The sequence below is a fragment of the Rubripirellula reticaptiva genome (assembly GCF_007860175.1).
Lineage (GTDB): Bacteria > Planctomycetota > Planctomycetia > Pirellulales > Pirellulaceae > Rubripirellula > Rubripirellula reticaptiva.
On record NZ_SJPX01000001.1, the window covers coordinates 810,683 to 832,947 of the forward strand.

Consider the following 22,265-nt stretch of genomic DNA (forward strand, 5'->3'; position numbering starts at 1 on the left):
ATTGCCGGAGACCAAGACATGATTGCCACTGCAAGCCTGGAACATCCGTCCGATCAAGAACTCGTTGACTTTGGATTTGGCCGAGTTCCGGCCGATCGATTTGAGCAACTGCTAGGACATATCGAAGCCTGCGATCGTTGCCAAAACCAAATCAATTCGCCCGCCAGCGACGATTCATTCGGTGCCATCCTGTCCCGCAGCAACGTTCCGGAACCCGATCCAGTCGTGGCCGAACCGGACTGCCAAGCGGCAATCTTTCACGCCGCCGGGTCACCCGTCATGCGACTTGACAGCGTCATGCCGCCCATCGAAACATTGGGACCGTACCGGCTGATCCGGCCACTCGGTCGAGGTGGCATGGGGGCCGTCTATTTGGCTCAGCATCAGCGGCTAAAGAAAACGTGCGCGATCAAATTGCTGCCCCGCGGACGCGGCTTCGATTCGGTGTGGGTCAACCGATTCGAACGCGAAACACAAGCGGTCGCGGCTCTATCGCATCCCGGCATCGTGACCGCGACCGACGCCGGCGACCAACAAGGTTGGCACTATTTGGTGATGGAGTACCTGGACGGCCTGGATTTGTCTGCGATCATCCGCCGGATCGGGCCCATAGATATCGCACCGGCTTGCGCGATCATGCGAGACGTCTGCTCGGCTCTTTCCGCCGTTCACGACGCAGGTTTGGTTCACCGTGACATCAAACCATCCAACATCATGTTGACGTGCGGTGGCGACGTAAAGCTCTTGGATCTGGGATTGGTCCTCGATCAAAGCAAGCCAATCGCCGACATGCGATTGACAACGGTGGGCCACGTGATCGGAACTCTTGCTTTCGCTGCCCCCGAACAGTTGACCGATAGTGAAGCTGTCGACGGACGGGCCGATTTGTATGGTGTCGGTGCTACGCTGTTTCAATTAATTAGCGGACAAACCGCCCACGATTGGCAGCGTGGTATCGCGCCACTGGTTTTGGAAAAGTCAACGCGTCCAGCCAAACCCATCCGAGAAATCCGTGCGGATGTTCCGGTCGAACTTGCTGACTTGGTCGCTGACCTGTTGCAGCGTGACCCGAACCAGCGGCCGAATTCGGCCAGCGAAGTCGCCGATCGATTGCAAACCTTTGCGCCGACTTCGTCACTCAAATCGATCATCAACAAGGCCATAGGAGCTGCCGATCCCGATCCGATGTTGACGCAGTCCCTGCCCTCGCTAGCTCCATCCCTATCCAGTGATCCGCCTCGCCAGCGTCATTGGCTGCGATGGCTTGCCGCTGGCGCCGGGGCCGCTGCGATTCTAGCCACCGTGATCATCACGATTGAATCTGGACGATCAACCGTCCGCATCGAAACCGAAGACTCGAGCGTCAACGTTCAAGTGGCCGAACTCGATTCCAATCTACTGACTGCACCTGAGAAACTGTTCAAGGGAAAACCGCTTTCGTACTGGACTGAACTGTTGGTGATCGAACGTGACGTCGACACGCTTGGCGACGCCATCAACGCTGTCGTCAGTTTGGCTGATGCGGACGACGTTGATGCAGCCGAAGCGATCCTGGTTTCTGCCCGACGATTCGGTGGATGGAGTTCAAGTGGTGACACATCGGATCCATCGCAGTGGTACATGACTCAGTTCAACGCTAACGTTGGCCGGATCATGCCCGACCCAGGCATCGCGGCGATCACCCGCGAACTTTCCAATGGCAACGAACAAAGCCGATCGGCATGTTTGTGGTCGATCACGCGTTTCAAGTACGGCGAGTGGGCGGCGAACCCCGAAAACCGTGACACAGCACTCAAGCTTCACCAAACTCTCTGCTCCATTGTCAGCAGTGACCAACTCTCCGATATGAGCCTTCAATACGCGAAAGAGATCAGTCTGAAGATCGCGATTTCGACGAACCTGCCACTCGAAGATGAACCCGGCCTGCGCGAGGACATTCGTGATGGGATCGCTAAGTCACGCGAATTTCGCATTCTAAAAGATCGATTGAACGAACCGTGGCTCGATGAGTTCGCCGATTTCCCAAATACCAACGTGATCAGTTTGGATCAATTCGTCGCTGCACATCGCTTGGGAATCACGTTGCCAACGATCCTGGAAGCGAGAATGTCGCTGGATTTTGATTCGCACGATCAAGTTCAGCGCAACGATTGGTTCGTCCGGAATCTAGAACAAGATCCAGAGGCTTTCGCCGATGAAGCGGTACTGTTTCTGCATACCGCGGTTGGACCGGGGTGGGAATACGCCAAGCCGGATCCGGCGACGACCATTCACCAGAACGAGTCACTGTGGATTGAAACTCTTCCCACGATTGCCGCCCAAACAACCCGCCCCGACATTCTGATAAAAGAATTGCATTCGGTGATCAGATCGCAGCCCTACCTCGAGCGGATACGCGCCGGCATCGACGATGAAATGACCAAGGTCATCGTCAGCACGTTGGAAAAACTTGAACCACGCGTTCAAGCACTCTTCCGCGAAACACCATCGCTCGATCCCACGAGCGATACGTTCACAAACCCAACGAAACCAGCGCCCGGTGGCGGCGGAATGTTTTGAATGTTGCAAAACGGAGAATCACTTCACCACAATTGGCAAACTCTCGCTGTGTGTGTCGAACTCCGGCGCGTACATGCACTGGATGTTTGCGAACCCGGTTTGATATTCGCCTCGCAACTGGACTCGCGTTGAATATTCGAACACGTACATTCCCTTGGGCAGGTAATCGATAAAGAAGTGACTGGCAGTGTCTCGAGTTGATTCATAGTACCCAAGACCGTCCTGAAACTTGTATCGCGATAACACGTTGACCGGTTCGGTGCCGCTGCCGCGATAGTCCTTCAAGTGCAGGTATTCCATATCACGATCCGATTGCAGCACGATTCGCACAACCAGCTCGTCGCCCACGCCGACTGGGCCATCGACTGCGACCAAGGTCGGCCCGTCATTCGTGTTCTTTTTGACGTAAAGCTGTTTGGTCAACTTCAGCGGTGTGCCCGCGTGCGGCGTCACTTTGGCAATGTCTTCGAAATACTGCCAATGAACACTGCCCCACGCGACACCATCATCGACCTTCGTCACGGTAATTTCGCCTAACTCTGGCGATACCTGTGGCCCGACAAATCGTTGTTCATAAAATCCAGTTCCAGCTTCGACAGCAGACGGCTTTACTGTTTTGCCGCCCATCGAAAGTGTGACCAGCGAATCGGATGCGAGCGTGTCGCTGCCACGAAGCAGCAACGAATACACGGCGTCTGCGGTTGCCTTGGTCGTCGTCCAATTCTGAGTTTGTTTCTGTTTCAAGAGCCACACTTTGCAGTCTTCGACTGCCTTGGCATCGTCCATCACTTCGTCAAACGCTTCGATCATCATCGCTTGCGTCTCGATCGGCGCTGCGTGCCACCACCAACCATTCTCAGTGTCTCGCCAGAACATTCCCATCTCGTCGCTACTAACCGATCGCTCTTTGATCGACTTCATAACCCCTTCGGCCGCTGCGGTTTGTCCCAGTCGCTTCATCGCGACGGCGACGTGAGCTTGCGATTGCCGACTAGCAAGACCTAACCAGAACGTTTGGGCTTGCGACATCCAATAATCGAATGCGATCTGGTGCTGGGGGGCGATCGGATGTTCCTTGATGAAGAAACTGCGCCCGTACAGATACAGTGCAATCGTCGATGACAAATGATCCTTTGAACGATCGGATGCCATAATTTTGTCGTATCGCTGGGTCATCCACGCATCCAGCCGATCAAGCGATTTCACAGCGATTGAAACATCAACATCGATACCGAGATGACGCATCCGGCCGAATCCGGTCGCGATGTACAAGGTGATGTACTCGTTTGCCCCGCCACCGGGGAACCACGACCACATGCCGTCTTCACGCTGAAGATCCGACAACTGCATCATTGCTCGCGACATCTCGTTATCCAGCCGATTGGCATCAAACAAGATTCCGACGTTACGGCGAGCCTGACTTTCGGAATCCGATTGCCGTACCCATGGTGTTTCCGCAAGCAAGATCGACTTCAGGTCTTCGTTTTGCGCCAGTGGGCTATCCAGTGCCGGTGTCGCTCGCCACTGCTCAAAGACCCGTTGGATCTTGGGATCACTGCTGGCGATATGCCGTGCGACCGCATTGGCGTACAAGCGGTTGAACGTCTGCTCGCTGCACTGGTGGGGATATTCCATCAAGTACGGCAGCGCCATCACGGCGTACCATGACGGATTCGACACCATTTGCGCCGTCACCGATTGATGCCCAATCGAATCCGACGTACCTGACTTCATCAGCTTTTCAAACTCGAATGACTTCGATTGTTTCCCTCGAATTGGCAGCGTGATCGACTCGGTCACCAAGACTCGCCGCGACAGCACCGGCAGGTACCCTTCTTCACCATCCGACAGTCGCCCCGTCGATCCAATGGCTTTGAAAGTCAAAACGCCAAGCCCGTCGGCAACCTTGATCCGCCAGGCAACGGTTTGTGACTGACCAGCCGGGATTTCGAACGGTTTATCGACATCCACGTTTGACAGTTTGTCGTCAACGGAATTGCCTGTGCGAGCATCAGCAAACGTCAAGCGGAGCGATCCGGCTTGGCGGGTCGGCGATTGATTGACCACCTTGACCGTAAACTCGATTTCATCGCCCTCGCGAACAAAACGGGGCGGGTTGGGAACCACCATCAAGTCCTTAGCCGTGACGACGGTGTCAGCAAGCGATCCGCTGCGAAGATCAGAATCATGCGAAAAGCTCATAAACTTCCACTTCGTCAGAGCCTCTGGCATCGTGAACTCCATCCGCACCGAACCATCCGTCCCGGCAATCAATTGGGGAAAGAAGAACGCCGTTTCGTTCAAGTTCGTGCGAACCGAAACGTTGTCAAAGTCGGCCTTCGCAACCGCGTCCGCCGCGGGCGGCGAATCTTCACCCGATGCGGCACCAGCCGGCGCAGCCGCGAACGCGGCGGATTCGTTGGCACCGTCCATCATCATTGACGATGCCATCGGCGCGGCCATCGCATCGTCCATGACTCCCAGCCCCATCGCTCCCTTTCGCATCATCTGGCCACGAGCAAATCGGCCGCCGAACATGGGCCGAGCCAACTGATCCGGCAACCTTGGGTAGACCAATGACTCGTCTTGATGATCAACTCGCCAACCGTTGAAGATCGCTTGCAAGTACTTTGGCGTATTGGCGAACGACGGCGACACTTGCGTGTATTCCCGACGGAACACATTGAAGCGATCCAGCCATTGATGCGGCAGAAACGCATCCAGCGACGCGTCATAAAGCGTTGCCACCATCTCGGCAGCAACCAGTTTGGCGTCAGGGCCCTCGACCACGGCCGTCCATGTCTCTTTCGCGCCGGGTTTCAGTTTCGAAACAAAGTGTTCCCACCGCACCGTTAGGTTCTTGTTCGACCATGGCACCTCGACCGTTCGTTGTTCAAGATGCGCCCTGTTTTCGCGAACCATCGTTACGCGAACCGTGAATCCGCCACGCATCGATTCCTTAACCGGCTGCCGAATTTCAACTTGAGTCGAATTCGCGTCCGTCCAAAAACTTTGATCGATCTTTCCACGATGTCCGATCTCGATGAACGCACGAGCCGATGGATAGCCACTGCCCCAAATGACCGAGTAACTTTGACCAGGCTCAACTGAATTTTTCTCTGCCGTTAACAAAAACGGCACCTTCAGTTCCAACTTTTTGGCATCCGGATCAAGCACACGAATGGGCAATTCCGCACGAACCGCCTTGCCGGACATATCGGTCGTTTCCAAAACCGCACGATAGAGTCCCGCCGTCAGATCAACGCTAACGTCGACCGAACCGGAACCGTCAGTGGCAAATTCCTGCTGCGAAACAACATCATCCAGCGGCCATGAATCAGGGTTCGTCCAATCGGGATCCGGCTTTTCACCATCGCTCGGCCCAGCGAATTCAGGGCGACGATACTGCTGAAACAAACGCGGCCGCGACACCTTGGCTGGCGATTTCAACCGATAAACTTTCAACGTCCCACTGGCAGCGCGTGCTTGGCCGTCAAGTGATTCAGTACGAATCGCGATCTCGGTCGGCGACTCATCCGTCAACCAATCGTCGGTCGTCATCGACGCCGAAAGCGATGTGTATCCGACACGAACCGAGCGCTGATCCGAACGAGTTTCGCCGCTAGGATCAGTCACGTCGGCATAGACCATGTAGTCAAACGACGGCTGCGAGTCTTCGGCAACTGACAGGTCCGGTTTCGCGACGAACGGAACTTCAAATCGACCCAAGCCGTCTGTCGTCGTAATGCCATGATCAATTTCTTGGCTGGCACCTTGAACCGGGGGCATCCACCAACATGACCTCAGCCACCACACCGGATATCGGACACTTCGAACGACTCGCCACGACACACTTGCCCCATCGATCGCAGCACCGGTGTAAGCAGTTGCTTCGCCTGCCACGACAACGCTGCCACCTAGCTTGACGTCCGCCTTGGGTGAGGCAAGTTCGACCTGAAACTTGGGTCGCTTGTATTCTTCGACCGTGACCGCAGTCTGCCCCGATGGCACTCCTTGGACCGCCAAAGTCATCCGCCCCATCAACCGATCACGAGGTGCGGTAACGCTCGCAGTGAAACTGCCATAGTCGTTCGTCCGCAGATTCAGCGATTCAATCGCTTTACCGTTTGGATCCGAAAACACCACCGCGACGTTCTCTCGCGACATCGTTTCGTAGCGATTGCTCGTTGGATCCGACAGTAAACAAATGCCCTTGAACTGAATCGTTTGACCAGGTCGATAGATCGAGCGATCGGTGAAGAAAATCGTCTGACGAACCGTCGTGTTTTGTTTCCTCGGTGCATACAAGTGATAGGAGCTTTCAGTGGACAAAGTCTGATCTTTATGAGACGCGTGCAAAACAATCTGCCGCTGGTTTCGCCCCGTGAAACGGAACATCCCATTCGCGTCGGTCCGCACGGCAGTCATCGGGCCGCGGCGCTGCGTATTCTGCTCCATCGCCCACCCCTCGACCTTGGCACCGACGATCGGTTCGCCTGATCGAGCATCTAGCACGAACCCGTCAAGCAAACTCTCGCCCCCGTGGTTGCGAACCACGATCGACAGATCGCTGACCCAAACTTCGCAAATCGAAAGCTGATTTTGCTCTAGGCCAAAGTTCGCATCGTGACTGACGATCAAATAGTACGAACCCGGCTTATCAATTTTCGGCGGCGAAAGAGTCTCAACATGCTCTTGATAGTCATCGGTCACCGGCAGATCGACCGACCATGACGCGACGGGTGGCTTCGCCAACAACTCAGATCGCTTACCAGTCTCGATCTGTTCGACCCGCCATCGACTACTGTTTGCAAAATCACGAAAGTCGAACTCAACCAAACGAAAATGGACTTGCGTAACGTTTCGATAACGAACCTCGACAACAGGATTGTCGTCAACATCGCTCGTCGTTTGATTTGACCAATTCCAAACTCGCTCGGTGACCGCGCTTGACGAAGGCGCTTCGATCGACTGAATCAGGTTGTAACAAGCTCGGCCGCCAACCGAATCAGGAAAACGACTTAGGCCATCTGCCGCGATCGAATGAGCCTGGACCAAATCGCCCGCTTCCCGAAGCGACTCCGCTAACCGGTGCAGCACCCGGGCCGCGATCGGGCTAACCCCACACTCACTAGCGCAGCGCCGTAGCGATACTTGAAATCGCTCGCGTTTGGAATCGCCAAAGGCAAAGTTCTCGCCAAACTTCAACCGCAGAAAGTCGGCATCGAAGAATGCCGACCGATCAGAATCGCCCTGGTGAAACTGCAGCAATGACTGGAACAACTTCACCGCATTGAGCGTCAACGACTCGTCATCGGTGGTTTCCGGCAACCAAGCTATGAATGCATTAGCATCGCCAAAGATCGGCGACTCGCTCGAGATTTCGAACGAGTCTTTTTTCGCTGCACCTGCTTGTTCCCCCGATGCGTAAAATTCGATTGCATTGTGAGCAATCACATCGTAGAGCGTCGGACGCAGCTCGGTTGCAGACTCGGTCCCATCAAGCAATCCGCGATAGTCGGCTACCGAAGTCGACTTCAATAGCGAATCCGAAGACAGAGCGACTTGAAATTGCTCGCGAATTTTGTTCAAAATGCGAGGCAAATCCCATGTCGTAAAATCCTCGCCCACAGTTTCCATCGCAGAATCGCTGGTTTGCGTTCGCTGCAAAAAACGCCAACGGTTCTGTTGAAAGTAATGCCAATACCAATTCGCTAGCACCGCTTCCATCACGGGCTTCATCGGTTCGGGCACTTGATCAATCTCGGCCCTCAGACGCTTGATTCGTTCTTCCGGCAAACCGCCCTGAATCTCGGCCTCGAGTGCCACTTTCCAGCACACCGCTTTGATTGCAACGTCATACTTCTTGTTGGCTTGCGCATCGCGAAGAATTGGTACCAATTGCTCAACTGCCGTCTTGGGCAAGCCTTTTTCGATCGCAGCATCAACGGATTTCCATGGCACGTCAGCCGTCTCCTGAGCAAGTGAAACACGCCCGATTGATAGCCACATCAACGCGACCATCAATCCAACGATCGAAGAAACAAGAACACGCACGCGCCGATGACCAATCACAGTAGAATCCTTTGAGCAAGCCAGTGAACTTCTACTTGCATTGTCCCCCGAGTGCTTCACAGTTACACCGGGGCAGGCCACTAAATTACAATTTTACTGAAAGCCTTTCACCACCACACCGTGATTGGCAAGGTTACCGAGAACGACATGACACTCCCAATCAAATCAGTGCAGTCCCATCGCTCGCTGCAATTTTCCGAGACAGCCTTTTCCAACTGGCTTTACTGTGCTGCTGCCATGATCACCCTACTTGGCTGTACTGAACTGAATCCCGTCGGGGCTGCCGAGACAGCACCCAGTGTCGTGCCGCTCAAGCAAGCTCACGCACACAACGACTACCTGCACGAGCGACCACTGTTGGACGCTCTCGACCACGGATTCTGTAGTGTCGAGGCGGACATCTTCCTGGTCGACGGCGAGTTGCTGGTAGCTCACTCGCGAGCGGAATTGGCAAAGTCGAGGACGCTAAAAAAACTCTACCTTGATCCACTAAGCGAAAGAGTGAAACAAAACGGTGGACGTGTTTACCGAGGTGGCCCAGTCATCACCCTATTGATTGACTTCAAAAATGAGGGCACAGCCACCTACCACGCGTTAGACAATCTGCTCGGCGAGTATCCGGATGTGTTTTCCGTCACCAAAGGCGGCGAGCGAACAGAGAAAGCCGTGAATGTCGTCATCAGTGGCGACCGGCCGTTCGCAACCGTCGAGGCTGACATGGAACGTTTTGCTGGACTGGATGGGCGGCTATCCGACTTGGACAGCGATATGCCGGTCTACTTGATGCCAATGATCAGTGATCGCTGGGGCAGCCATTTCAAATGGCAAGGCAAAGGGGAAATGACGACCGAAGAAAAGCAAAAGCTTGACACGATTGTCAAACAAGCTCACGCGAAAGGCCGCATCCTTCGGTTCTGGGCGATTCCCGACAACCCGACCAGCTGGAAAGCGTTGCAAGAAGCTGGCGTTGACCTGATCAACACGGACAATCTGGATGGGCTTAGCAAGACACTGAAAGAGTGATTCGCCCTCGCACTAATCCGATACACCATCGAGAAAAATGGGAAAGACCACAGACGATGAGCGAAGAAAACAGCATCCGAACGGCTCAGTTCAACCCGAAGGTTTGTACCTATTGGTTGCTTTCTGGGGCCGTTGCGATGATTGCGACCATTGTTGGAATTCCCCTTCTGTTGCTCTGGTTCCCGATTGGGTTGGTGGTTACGAAACGCTACTTGGACAAGATGGAATGCGTGCTGACCGACAAAGCACTGAAGGTCAAAAAAGGCATCCTTGTCCGAGTCGAGAAAACGATCCCGCTTGAAAAAATCACGGACATGGGAATGGTCCAAGGACCGATCATGCGTCTGTTCGACCTCCACACACTTACGGTCGAAACGGCAGGCCAATCCGGACAAGGTTCCTTGGTCTCGCTGACAGGTATCGTCGATGCAAAACAGTTTCGCGAAGCTGTCTTGAACCAACGAGATACGGTTTCGTCTCGCTCGTCTCGTCCAGCTCTCGAGGCAGTGAGTCAGGATCCGAGTGATGCAAATTCGTTGCTCGCGGAAATCCGCGACTCGCTGCTTCGTATCGAATCGACGCTACAACAAAAACACGACCGATAGCAACGCAGCGAACAAAAGGCTCCGGTCTCCTCTCTTTTTGCAACTGATTGGCTGAGTTGAATCCGTACAAGCCACCACACTCCAGCGATGGCACCGCGACACCTCAAGGCAGTCGATCGACATGGTTATTGCTGCTTGCGAGTGGGCTTGGGATCGCATGCTCGACGCTTGCCATGATGATCATTGCTGAAACATTGGAGATGAGCGCTCGCCAGCGATACTGGACCCCCGAACTTACCAAGGGTATGACAGCCGCAGCCGCGATACTCACTTTTAGCGTCGGCTGGGGATGCTCGGCACTGCTCTACTGGATGAGAAAAACGAGGACTGCAACGATCGTCAACCTTGGCACCGCAGCATCCGTTGGCCTGTTCCTGGTGCTCGCAAAACTCGGCGTCATCCTCTGACGCGGCGACTAGAAAAGCGAACGAGTAAATCGAACGAACGAGAGTGGAATCTCCTGTATTGAATCTTGCTAAAGATATCGAAGCTTTAAGTCGACAGCGACGACGTGAAAACATTCGACTTTGGACTGATCGTGCCCCGGGAACGATTGACAAACAGGGGTACATCATAGGCATCTGGTACACCGATTCGCCGTGGATGCCGGATACGTTGTTGGCTTGCCCGTGCTGGTTTGAGTCTTGCACAAGACGAAGCGTCAAGGTGTTCGCAGGCGATTCGCGTGGACGGGTTTCCTAGTCTTTGCACTGCTGATTGTTGGATACGCACACATTGCATTTCTAGACGAAGTTGCCGCCAGTCGTGGCGATTGGTATTTCGATGTGTCTGCTCGTTGCCACAGTTGTTCCTGCCCTTTTAAAGCGAGAAACGATCGACTGGTGGAGTGCGTTGACGCTGATTCCGGTTATCACGGTGTGGTGCGTCGGAATCACCATGAAGTACTTGGCTTAGCCAACCGACAGATAGCCAACCAATCTGGCGAAACCCAGGAATCTCGGGCAGACTCGCCAACTTACGTTTGGTGGTGGGAATGGCAAAGCCTTGGCACCAAAGAGTAAACTGACACCGAGCGGCCAAGCTCGTCCTTAGGCTGCCCTCGGTGACTTCAACCGTATAGCAAGGCACTTTCCATTTTGACTCGGTCGATAACAAAGCGCGCCCTACGGTTATTTGCCATTGCAATTGCTCCGTACATCGCAATCGTGACGGTTGTCTTTTTTTACCAACGGTCGCTGATCTTCTTTCCATCACATCTCGATGTGGCCACGCGTTTAACCCCATGGACAGACGCTGATCGCACGATCGGCTATTGCCGCGAAGTCGACGACGCGCGCACCATTTGGTTGATGACGCATGGAAACGCGGGCCAGGCTGCCGATCGAGACTACGCTCTCAGCCGAATGTCGGACCAAGACTCTTTTTACGTCGTTGAATATCCAGGGTACGGCGCGCGTGATGGGAAACCTTGCCTTGAATCATTCAACCAGGCGACAGCCGAGGCATATCGCATTTTACGGTCGCGATATCCCAACACACCGATCTGTGTCCTCGGCGAATCGATTGGCAGTGGGCCTGCTTGCTCACTTGCAAGACAAGAGACTCCGCCAGACAAAATCGTCTTGGTGGTTCCCTTTGATTCGCTGCTAAGCGTGGCCTCGAAGCGGTTCTACTTTCTTCCCGTACGTCCGCTACTGCTCGACAACTGGGACAATGCGGCGGCACTGAGGAATTACGCTGGACCGGTCGATATTTTCGGCGCCATCGGCGACAAGATCATTCCCATTGAACATGCCAAAACGTTGGCCGATCAAATTCCCAGTGCTCGCTTGATACGATTTTCAGGCGGTCACAACGATTGGTCTTACAGCAGAGACGTCGAGATCAAGCAATAAGATCCAAATCACACAAAACAAACCAACCGATGCCTCCGAGTGTCTGTTCTCAATTTCATTGCCCGCCATCGGTGCACTGAACCATGTCGATCAAATAATAAAAAACACAAGAGACTCAGCTTGGAATTGTGCTTGGGATTGTTGTCATCGCGGGTTTTGCTTGGACCGTCGTCAATTTGCGGCTTGGCATCAAGTCCGCCTACTACGAATGGGGCGTCACTTGCATCATCGCCTCCTAAGCCGAAGATCACAACGGAGTTGGTCCGGTGGAATGGGACGATCTGGCCGGTAGCGATACTTCCGCGATGGTGAGCGTCCACACGGTTCGTTAGACGGTGAATATGCAGACCAACGACGCTGCCGTGCTGAGAGTGAGAATTAGTAAGGTCGGGCGATCAAGGCAGCCCATCGACAGTGCTGACATCCTCGATCGCTACGCCGTGCCGAACAAAGTACGGCAACAATTGGGCCTCAAAGGGAGACATCCGAGCCGAACAATGACGTACAGTTTTGACGTTTATCGTGGATACCCGCCCAGAGACGATCACGTTAGAATGGCGTCTGATGAGCGTTGGACATTCAAAAAAGTCCCGCCAGCGACCCCGACGCCAATCGGGGATCGCCGGAAACATCAAAAAACCGTAATTTACGGCATGCCCTGGTGGTGGAATTGGCAGACACAGCAGATTTAAAATCTGCCGGGCGGTTACGCCCTTGCGGGTTCGAGTCCCGCCCTGGGTACTGGTAAGGGTTTTGCTTGGTGGTCGCCAGCGCTTAAAACCCCGTTCTTGACGGTCTTTGGACCGTCGCCGATTCCGGCTGATTGCTTCTGAACGCCATGGGGCACTTCTGCTGCAGCCCTGGTCGGCGGCTGTGATTTTCTTGACTGCTTGATGATGAAGTCGTGAAGCTACTGGGCGACTGGGTTATCGTCGCCGAATATGGTGGCCGCGGTATGATGTCGATTCTTGGTCTGCGAAGCGCAGCAATGTGGTCCCAAACCAAGCGATTACGGAGTCTCTTCAAAAATCGACTTTCCCGGTGGCGGAATTTGCGGTTGGTGGCAACTTTGTTTTTAAGGGGGTGCTGCGAATGGCGAATTTTGCGGCTACACGATTTTTTTCGACGTGAATCCTGTCAAAATGGATCATCGGGTTCCCCTAACTTACTTCGAATGAACTGTGTCGAACGCATCAACCCCAGACCGTGAATCGATCGAACAATTGTTGGCGTCAGCTCGCGATGGTAACGCCGACGCGCTTGGCGAATTGTTGCTGAGCTATCGCAAATACTTGGTGTTCCTGGCGCGGACGGGGCTACACAATCACATGCAAGGTAAAGCCGATCCATCGGATCTGGCGCAAGAGGTTTGTTTAGCGGCACATGGCAGCATCGAAGAATTTCGTGGTGAATCGGCAGAAGAGTTTGCAGGTTGGTTGCGTGGAATTCTGTCGAACATTTTGTCGATGCATGTCCGCCGATATCTGGGGACTCAAAAGCGAGATCCGCGGATGGAACAGAGTCTGAATCAAAGTCTGGCGAGCGCATCGGGCTTCCTGCATTCAAAAATCGCAGGTGACGTGACGTCGCCGAGCCAACATTTCGCACGTAACGAAGCGTTCTTACAACTTGCCGAAGCTCTGGAGTCGCTGCCGGCGGACTACCGACAAGTGATCACGCTTCGTCATGTCGAAGGACTTCCGTTCGCAGAGGTTGCACAAATGATGGAACGCAGTGTCAACAGCGTTGAAAAACTTTGGGTACGTGGCTTGGCAAAATTGAAAACGACCATGGGAGGATCCTAATGCCCAACGATGACTTGACGGAAGACTCACCAGTCACGCCGCAATCCGACGGCGAGGACGATAAAGTTGTCATCGCCGTCAAGCGTTACATGAGGATGCTGGACCACGGCAACGCGCCATCGCTGGACGAGTACCTATCCAAGCACGCGGATATCGCGGGCGAACTTCGGCCATCGCTTGAAGGGTTAGCGATGATCCATGCGATGGGCCCGCCCAAACCAGCCGCGATGGTCGTGCCAGATGCCGAATTCACGGCCAAGCCAATCGGCGATTTTCAAATCGTCGGCGAATTAGGACGCGGCGGCATGGGAGTCGTTTACGAGGCGATTCAGTTGTCGCTGGGGCGACGGGTGGCGCTGAAAGTATTGCCGTTTGCCAGCGGGCTGGACGAAGTTCGGTTGCAGCGGTTTCGCAACGAAGCCCATGCCGCGGCAGCGCTTCACCACACCAACATCGTGCCCGTGTATGCGGTCGGAAGCGACCGTGGTGTGCACTATTATGCGATGCAGTTGATCGACGGCAAGACGCTGGCAGATTTGATTGGGAATGTTCGCGATTCGAACTCGCCAAATCACAACCCGAGTGAAAAAACCAGCGTGAAGACCAACGTCGCGGACGCCAGTGAAACGGTGACGGGACGCCAGATCGAGTCAACGGCATTGAACACGAATGCGGATCGGCGACGTTACTTTCATTCGATGGTGCGAATGGCTGTCCAAGCCGCGCACGCACTGGACCATGCACACGGATATGGTGTCATCCACCGTGACATCAAACCGGCGAACTTGTTGCTGGATTCGGTCGGCAAACTGTGGGTCACCGACTTTGGCCTTGCCCAAGTTCAAGACACAACTTCATCGCTGACTCGTACAGGCGACCCGATGGGAACGCTGCGATACATGAGCCCTGAACAAGCGTCGGGGAACCGCGCGGTACTGGATCATCGCACCGACATTTATTCGTTGGGCGTAACGCTGTACGAAATGCTGACGTTGCAACCGGCGATTCGCGGCGATGGCTATCGCGAAATGTTGAACGAGATTGCCGATCAAGAACCTTTGTCGCCAAGATCGATCGAGGCCTCACTGCCCCTTGAATTGGATACGATCGTTCGCAAAGCGATCGCGAAACTGCCCGCCGAACGCTATGCGACTGCAGGCGACTTTGCGGATGACCTGCAAAGTTGGCTCGATGACAAACCGATCAAAGCCAAACCGCCAACGACTTTAGAACGAGTCGCAAAATGGCGCCGACGCAACAACGGAGTCGTTGCGGTTGCCAGCGGATTGTTACTGATTTCGACATTGTCATTGTCAGCAACAACATTGATCATTTGGCGAGAACAACAAGCTACGCGAGGCGCACTCGATCGTGAGACTGAACAGCGACGACTGGCCGAACAAAGTTTCCTGCAGGCTCGGTCTGCCGTGGACACGTTTAGCAGTTTGAGCGAAAGCGAACTCGCGTATCGGCCAGACTTGCAAGATCTTCGCCGCAGCTTTTTGGAGACGTCGCTTGAATTCTATCGTGACTTCATGGACGTTCGATCCGACGACCAAGCATTGGCAAGTGAATTGGAAGCGACCTCGGACCGAGTGTCTAAAATGGTTAACGAACTGACGATTTTGGACAACGTTTCGCTGTTGATGCACCTGGGTGACCGTGCGGTGCAGACCGAACTGGCGATGGATCCTGCGAAGGCGGAAGTGATTGAAAATGCGATCGACGAATTTTACTCGCAACGTCAATCGATGGTGAATCAGTACCTGGGCGGACTGAGCACTGGCAACGACGAGATGACTGACTTGTTGACCGAGTTCGATGTTTCTGTATCCGGATATCTCAGCAAAGACCAGCTGACACGATTGCGACAGATTGCTCGGCAAAGGCGATTGCCGTTCACGTTCAAAACATCGGAAGTCGTCGCGGCTCTTGAGTTGTCACGCCAGCAGCGAATCGACATCAACCGAATCATCAACCAGACTCGGCCCAACCGCGGCAACGGTCCACTCGGTATCGATGATCCATCACGTGGGCGTGACGGCGGACGACGTGGCCCCCCTGATCATGATCCATCGCGCCGGTTTGGGATGGGCCAAGGCGGCCCACCACTGGGTGGATTCGGCGGGGGCGACGGACCACCGCCGGATGAATTCGGTGATGGCGATGGACCACCGCGCCGGTTTGATCGCGAAGAACGCCGGCCGCCCTATGACATGTGGCGATCGGCGGTGACTTTAAACACGGTGAACCACATCATGGACATTCTGACGCCGGAACAGAAACAGAAATGGGACGAACTGATTGGCAAACCATTCACGGGCTAGCGTTTGACCGAGCCCCGGCGAGTCGGTTGTACCGATTGCACGGATTCACCGGCGTTTGGACGCATCGATTTTGGCAATTGCCGGTCATCGCATCACCCTAAACCGCGGTCTTTGCCGATGCACACGAGCATGGGCAACGGTGCCGATTCATTGTGCATGGATGTGCAAAAGGATTGACAACCAGCAAACGTGTTTCAAAGACAGGATGTCATGAAAACCCTCTCGATCGCTTCGCAGCTACTCATCACCTTTGCCGTTAGCGGGTGTGCGACCATCGGCGGCACTCCGACCGGATCGACCATTTCCCCAATTACGCCGGTCGCTCAGGCCACCCCGATCGCGGCTAGCCCAGCCCCAGCGGTCTCGGACTCTGCCGCAACAGAACGAACACCAACCGCCAGTGGCGTGTCGCTTGTCGGCTACAACGCAGACGCGAATGTGGCGCCGAGCTATTCAGACGCGACGGTGTCCAGCAGTGATATCGCAATCGACACGATAGATCTAGAACCCGTGGTGATCCCGTCGGACGAATCGGAAACGATGTCCATCCCGACGCCCGATCAGGCTGCGGTACCGATCGCTGCCGAAGCCCAATTTGGATCGAGCTACACACTCGCCGAGGTTGAACAGGCTGCGATTTCGAATAATCCAGCGTTGTCGGCTGCTAGCGCGACGCTTAGCAAAGCGGCAGGCCTGCGCAGCCAAGTCGGCGTCCGCCCCAATCCGACGCTCGGTTACTTTGGACAGCAGATCGCCGATCGAAACACCGACCAACACGGATTGTTCATCGAGCAAGAATTTGTTCGCGGCAACAAGCTAGCGCTCAACCGCGAAGTACTGGCACATACCACGTCGGCACAACGCAACGAGATCGAAACCCAACGTTATCGCATTCTGACCGATGTGCGAGTGCGTTTTTACGAAACTCTTGCGGCCCAAAAACAGCTCGATGCAACGCTCGAGTTTGCAAAGCTGGCCGAGCGAGGCGTCGAAGTCGCGATCGAACGTCAGAACGCCGAAGAAGGCACTCTGATCGAAGTCTTGCAGTCGAAGACGTTACTAAGCGAGGTGACTTTGGCCAGCGAACAGTTGGCGATCAACTACCGCGCCGCATGGCAAGACTTGGCCGCAATCGCAGGCCTCTCGTCATTGGCACCTTCACGATTGGTCGCCGAACTCGACACGCAATCCCACTCGCCGTCTTGGGACGCCGCCTATGGCGAAATCATTGCGACCAGCCCCGAACTTGCGGTCGCCAATGCACTGGTGTGTGAGAAGTCAGCACTGCTAAAACGTCAACAAGTGCAGATGATCCCCAATGTCACCGCACAGTTTGGAGCCGGGTACGACAATGGGACCGACTCGGGGATGATCAACCTACAAGTGTCGGCGCCTATTCCCGTCTGGAACAAGAACAGCGGCAACATTTCAGCAGCTTACGCAGACTACACCCGTGCAATCGAAAACGTGAAGCGGATCGAACAGTCGATCAAGTCACGCCTCGCTCGCGTGGCTCAAGAATATGACGCTTCGATCGCAACGGTGCTGAAGTACGACCAAGAGATCATTCCGCAAGCGAGGAAGAGCTTGGATCTTTCCGAAGAAGCCTACCGGGCCGGCGAACTGGACTTTTTGCAAGTGTTGATTGTCCGCCGCAGTTACTACGAATCATCGATCCGGTTGATCGCTGCCCGCGGCAAACTGGCGCAAGCCAGTGCAAACGTGGACGGCTTGCTGTTAACCGACGGGCTGGACGCACCAATGGACTACACCGATGGTGACGGCATCCGCGGAGCATCGTTTGGCGGACAATAAGCTCTCAGTGATGCTGCGATTCAACAAGCAATTGAATCGTCCACATTCCTGCTTTCAGATGACCGGCACCAACTGAGATAGCCGCCACTGAGATTCGACACATCGAACCCGTTTTGCATCAGCACGCGGGTTGCCAAATATCCACGTTGACCGACTTTGCAGTAGGCGATGATTTTCTGGTCGCGTGGCAACTCGTCAAGTCGATCGCGAAGCTCTTCGATCGAGATATTCGTCGCGCCGGCGATATGACCATCCGCGAACTCCGCCGCCGATCGAACATCCAACACAAACGCGTTGCTTGGCAATCCGGATTCGAGAACGGTTTCATGCACGATCGGTTGGTCACCTCGCACGACACCCGACGCCACAAACCCGGCCATGTTGACGGCATCTTTGGCGTGACCGTACTGAGGTGCATAGCATAACTCGACCTCTTCTAAGTCATATACTGTCATGTCGCCCTGGATCGCCATCGCGATCACATCGATGCGTTTGTCGACGCCATTGGTGCCAATGCACTGGGCACCCAGCACTCGCCCAGTGGTTGGATCAAACAACAACTTCAACGTCATCTGCTTCGCACCGGGATAGTATCCGGCGTGATCGGTCGGGTGGATGTAGACCGATTCAAATTCAGTTTCGCTGCGCCGCAACAGCTTTTCACTCTGGCCGGTCATCGCGGCTGTCATTCCAAATACGCCGACCACCGCGGTACCTTGCGTCCCACGAAACGTCGATGACCGACCAAAGATATGATCGGCGGCGATGCGTCCTTGGCGGTTTGCCGGTCCGGCTAGTGGAATTTGCACGGGTTGCTTGGTGACAAAGTCGACTACCTGGGCAACATCACCAACAGCGTAAATATCAGGGTCGCAGGTCAACATATTTTCGCTAGTCACAATGCCACCGCGATCACCACAGGTAATCGATGCGTCGACTGCAAGTTTATTTTCCGGACGCACGCCGATGCAGACTACGGCGAAATCAGCGTCGATGACCGCGCCAGACTTCAATTGGATTTGCAGCCCTGAATCGGATTCGACGAAACCGGCGGCGGCGTCTTGCAGGCGCAGGTTGACGCCTTGTGCTTGCAAGTGGTCTTCGATCGGAGCCATCATTTCGTGGTCCCAGGGCGGAAGCACTTGATCGGCTAATTCGACGATCGTCACTTCGATACCACGACGGTGCAGATTTTCGGCGACTTCGATCCCGATAAAACCGGCACCCACAATGACTGCATGCTTGGCGTCTGAGGTTGCCAACGAGTGCATTCGATCGGCATCCTTCAAATCCCGCAGCTCTAACACTAGCGACGAGTCGATGCCGGGGATCGGTGGTCGCAGTGGCGATGCGCCAGTCGCGATGATTAATTTGTCGTACGATTCACTGTAGGTTTTGTCGGATTCCAGATCGTGCACCGTGACTTCCTTTGCCGCACGATCGATCGACTTTACCTCACATCGCACGCGAACATCCAAACGATGGCGAGTACGAAGCATCGCGATAGGTGCAACGAGCAACTTTTCGCGAGACTGGATCTCGCCGCCAACGTAGTACGGCAATCCGCAGTTGGCGAACGAAGGGTATGCACCTCGTTCAAGTACGATGATTTCGGCGTCGTCCGACAAACGCCTCGCTCGCGCTGCCGCTGATGCCCCGCCCGCAACTCCACCGATAATGACGATTTTCATCGCTTCGTTTTCCTAAGTTGTTGATTCTCGTGAACGCTTTGCTGCCACTGAATTTTGAAACGTGATCTACCCAACCTGGCAAGCGCCTGCATCGCCAACCTTGTTCCAAGGCATCTTGGCCAACATCATTCCCATTCCACAGGTGTCCGTGATTCCGGCGAACATCAATCCCGCGCCGATGAATGCCGAAAGCCCAACGAAAGCAGGATGCACAAAGTATCCAAGCATGGCGCCAACGAGCGTAAGTAGCCCCGCCAAAATTCGGACTTGACGTTCCAAGGATACCGCCTTCTTTCCTCGCTGGATTGGCAATCCCGCCTGTGCCCAGGCTGATGTACCACCATCAACTGACACAACGTTCATGAATCCAGCGTCAATGCACTTCTGGGCAGCCTTTGCGGACCGGCCACCGCTTTTGCAAATCAGATAGAGCGGTTCATTGGCACGGTCACCGCGCGACTGCAACAGTTCTGCAGGGACCAAGCCATCGAGTGGTACGTTCAACGCGCCATCAGCGTGAAGTTCGCGAAACTCCACCGGCGTGCGGACATCAATGAGGTCGATGGGCGAGTTACGCATCTTGCCGGCGAGTTGTCGAACGTCAATCGTTTGCATGGAAATGCCATTATTCAAGAAGAGTGGTTCGTCACAGCGGGTCCAATTGCCCCGACTGAACATGTCGTTATATCGGAACGTGACGACATAGCAACAGGGACATCTTCGGCGTTTCGCGGTAAAGGCATCTGCGTCACGTGCTTATACGAAAGGATCGGACAAAGCAGAGTGCCGAACGAAACAGGCTGGCAGCCTGTGCGACAGAAGGGAGAGCTATTGCTCGATGACGACCGAAGAAAAGCGACCGTCAATCAGTTCGGTGCTTTCATAGAATGGCGCAGCCTGTTGCAGATCCATGACTTCCTGCTGGCGCGGGCCGACACCGTCATGAATCACATGCGCAACGAGTGCGACGATGACTTCGGTGCGTCGCGTTTCGTCAGCTTTGCGCCGAAACAAAGCTCCTAACATCGGCACCCTGCCCAACCACGGCACGAAAGAACGCGATTTCAGGCTCTCTTCGCGAATCAGTCCGCCGATCACGACACCGCCGCCGTCGGGGATCATGATGGTCGTCTGAACCTCGGTGGTTTCTTCTTCGGGAAAACCACTTTGCAGAATCTTACCGCCCGAGACTTTGGGCAGCACCGTCATCAACACGTTGCCATCATCCGTGATGACGGGCAGAACGGTCAGCACCACCCCGACGTCCAAAAACTCGACCGACTGAACCGTCGTTGTTTGAGTGGTAGTCGACACCGAATAAGGAAGACGCTGACCGATTTGGATCTTGGCTTCCTGTTGATTGACGACTGACAACTTCGGCGACGCAAGAGTCCGCGAGTTCGTGCATTCTTCGATCAACTCAATCAGGCTGGTCATGTCTTTGCCCTTCACGCTGAGCGCGACGGACGGTCCCGAATCGGTCGATCCTGTGAAACCAGAACCCTTCAATTCGATATTGCTATTCTCAATTCTTGCCAACGACTGCAAGTCGACACCGTGCCGTTGATCGTTCGTCAGTGTGACTTGCAGCACATGCGCTTCGATCAGGACTTGCTTGGGCGGCACATCAATTTGTGCAATGTACGATGCAATGCGCTGGTGGCTCGCAGCGGTATCTTCGACGACCAAGATTTCTCGCGTTCGCAGATGATCAGTCGGATCGGACTCGGTCACGAAGGCATTGCCCACTTGTGACAGCAGACTGTTGGCGACACCTTCGACGTCGTTGGCGGCAACATAATCGAGCGGATAGACCTGCAGGTAACGCCCTTGGACTCGCGGATCCATTCCCTCGTTGGGAGCGCCGGTCACGTACAGTAAGTTTCCAACACGGTGCCAAGAAAAACCGGCCACGCCCAAGATCGCATCCAGAACTTCATCCAACGTGGCGCCGCGAATGCTGACCGTCACCGGTCCCTCAACATCGGGCGCAAGGACCAAGTTGAAATGGTGGTGGTCTGCGATCATTCGCAGCACCGCCGACAACTCGGCTCTGGTTGCCACCAACGTGACTTGGTCATCCGCCGTCGACAAATCCACGCCGTCGACTGGCTCGGGAGCATCAATCGGAATCAGTTCATCTGTTTGGAAGTCCTGCGCCAACTGGACTTCTCCGGCAACCTGCAGCACAGCGTCCGACTCTATCGCCATATCCAACCAATCAAGCGTCTTCTTCTGACCGGTGAACGGTGATTTGAGACCTTGTTGCCTTAAAAGCTGGTGGTTCAATGCCAACGAAACCGTCTCGTCCTGAACCGAGCCAAAGGCGCCTTCTGGGATCGGCATCCGAATCAGCTTGCTGTTTTTCGGCTCATCAGCGACCGCAACGGCGCAGCAGACGACGCAAAGCATCGTTGCGAAGCAGTCTCGGATTGCTTGAATCGACCGCATATCCCGCCAAACTTTGAATCGTGCACCTTTACCGGACCGGAAGAATCCGACTCACCAT

At 54.7% G+C, this 22,265-nt stretch carries 13 protein-coding genes and 1 tRNA gene; 10 read left to right on the top strand and 4 right to left on the bottom strand.

All coding sequences use genetic code 11. From position 1 onward, the window contains the following. Positions 1-18 precede the first annotated feature (18 nt). Positions 19-2,559: a serine/threonine protein kinase gene (locus Poly59_RS03065; protein ID WP_146532574.1), complete on the top strand. Its 2,541-nt coding sequence runs from the start codon at positions 19-21 to the stop codon at positions 2,557-2,559. 18 nt (positions 2,560-2,577) lie between these two features. On the opposite strand, the gene Poly59_RS03070 is transcribed toward Poly59_RS03065, so the two are convergent. Further along, the gene (locus tag Poly59_RS03070; protein WP_146532575.1) at positions 2,578-8,616 is read right to left on the bottom strand and encodes an alpha-2-macroglobulin family protein; all 6,039 of its coding nucleotides are present in this window, start codon (positions 8,614-8,616) and stop codon (positions 2,578-2,580) included. Between the two features lie 255 nt (positions 8,617-8,871). On the opposite strand from Poly59_RS03070, the gene Poly59_RS03075 reads away from it, so the two are divergent. The 9 genes from Poly59_RS03075 to Poly59_RS03110 all read left to right on the top strand — a co-directional run bounded on the left by Poly59_RS03075 (position 8,872) and on the right by Poly59_RS03110 (position 18,065). Further along, positions 8,872-9,657 carry a phosphatidylinositol-specific phospholipase C/glycerophosphodiester phosphodiesterase family protein gene (locus Poly59_RS03075; protein WP_146533225.1) on the top strand — a complete coding sequence of 262 codons (786 nt, stop codon included), beginning with the start codon at positions 8,872-8,874 and terminating at the stop codon, positions 9,655-9,657. A 56-nt stretch (positions 9,658-9,713) separates the two neighbouring features. After that, the gene (locus Poly59_RS03080) at positions 9,714-10,262 is read left to right on the top strand and encodes a PH domain-containing protein (RefSeq protein ID WP_146532576.1); all 549 of its coding nucleotides are present in this window, start codon (positions 9,714-9,716) and stop codon (positions 10,260-10,262) included. Positions 10,263-10,309: 47 nt separating this feature from the next. After that, entirely contained in the window at positions 10,310-10,669 is a 360-nt protein-coding gene (locus Poly59_RS03085; protein WP_186775987.1) for a hypothetical protein, read from the top strand. Positions 10,670-11,027: 358 nt separating this feature from the next. Beyond that, positions 11,028-11,177, top strand: coding sequence for a hypothetical protein (locus Poly59_RS29220; RefSeq protein WP_186775988.1), 150 nt, complete (start codon positions 11,028-11,030; stop codon positions 11,175-11,177). 251 nt (positions 11,178-11,428) lie between these two features. Next, the gene (locus tag Poly59_RS03090) at positions 11,429-12,118 is read left to right on the top strand and encodes an alpha/beta hydrolase (RefSeq protein ID WP_146532578.1); all 690 of its coding nucleotides are present in this window, start codon (positions 11,429-11,431) and stop codon (positions 12,116-12,118) included. Positions 12,119-12,773: 655 nt separating this feature from the next. Beyond that, a tRNA-Leu gene (locus Poly59_RS03095) sits at positions 12,774-12,859 on the top strand. Positions 12,860-13,299: 440 nt separating this feature from the next. Further along, the gene (locus Poly59_RS03100; protein WP_246151335.1) at positions 13,300-13,923 is read left to right on the top strand and encodes a sigma-70 family RNA polymerase sigma factor; all 624 of its coding nucleotides are present in this window, start codon (positions 13,300-13,302) and stop codon (positions 13,921-13,923) included. Beyond that, on the top strand, positions 13,923-16,250 hold the full coding sequence (locus Poly59_RS03105; protein WP_146532579.1) for a serine/threonine protein kinase: 2,328 nt from the start codon (positions 13,923-13,925) through the stop codon (positions 16,248-16,250). The genes Poly59_RS03100 and Poly59_RS03105 overlap by 1 nt, the downstream gene beginning before the upstream one ends. A gap of 210 nt (positions 16,251-16,460) precedes the next feature. Further along, positions 16,461-18,065, top strand: coding sequence for a TolC family protein (locus Poly59_RS03110; protein ID WP_146532580.1), 1,605 nt, complete (start codon positions 16,461-16,463; stop codon positions 18,063-18,065). Positions 18,066-18,085: 20 nt separating this feature from the next. On the opposite strand, the gene Poly59_RS03115 is transcribed toward Poly59_RS03110, so the two are convergent. The 3 genes from Poly59_RS03115 to Poly59_RS03125 all read right to left on the bottom strand — a co-directional run bounded on the left by Poly59_RS03115 (position 18,086) and on the right by Poly59_RS03125 (position 22,102). Continuing rightward, entirely contained in the window at positions 18,086-19,756 is a 1,671-nt protein-coding gene (locus tag Poly59_RS03115; RefSeq protein ID WP_146532581.1) for an FAD-dependent oxidoreductase, read from the bottom strand. A 66-nt stretch (positions 19,757-19,822) separates the two neighbouring features. After that, positions 19,823-20,371 carry a rhodanese-like domain-containing protein gene (locus Poly59_RS03120; RefSeq protein WP_146533227.1) on the bottom strand — a complete coding sequence of 183 codons (549 nt, stop codon included), beginning with the start codon at positions 20,369-20,371 and terminating at the stop codon, positions 19,823-19,825. Between the two features lie 213 nt (positions 20,372-20,584). Beyond that, the gene (locus tag Poly59_RS03125; RefSeq protein ID WP_186775989.1) at positions 20,585-22,102 is read right to left on the bottom strand and encodes a type II secretion system protein GspD; all 1,518 of its coding nucleotides are present in this window, start codon (positions 22,100-22,102) and stop codon (positions 20,585-20,587) included. Between the last annotated feature and the right edge of the window lie 163 nt (positions 22,103-22,265).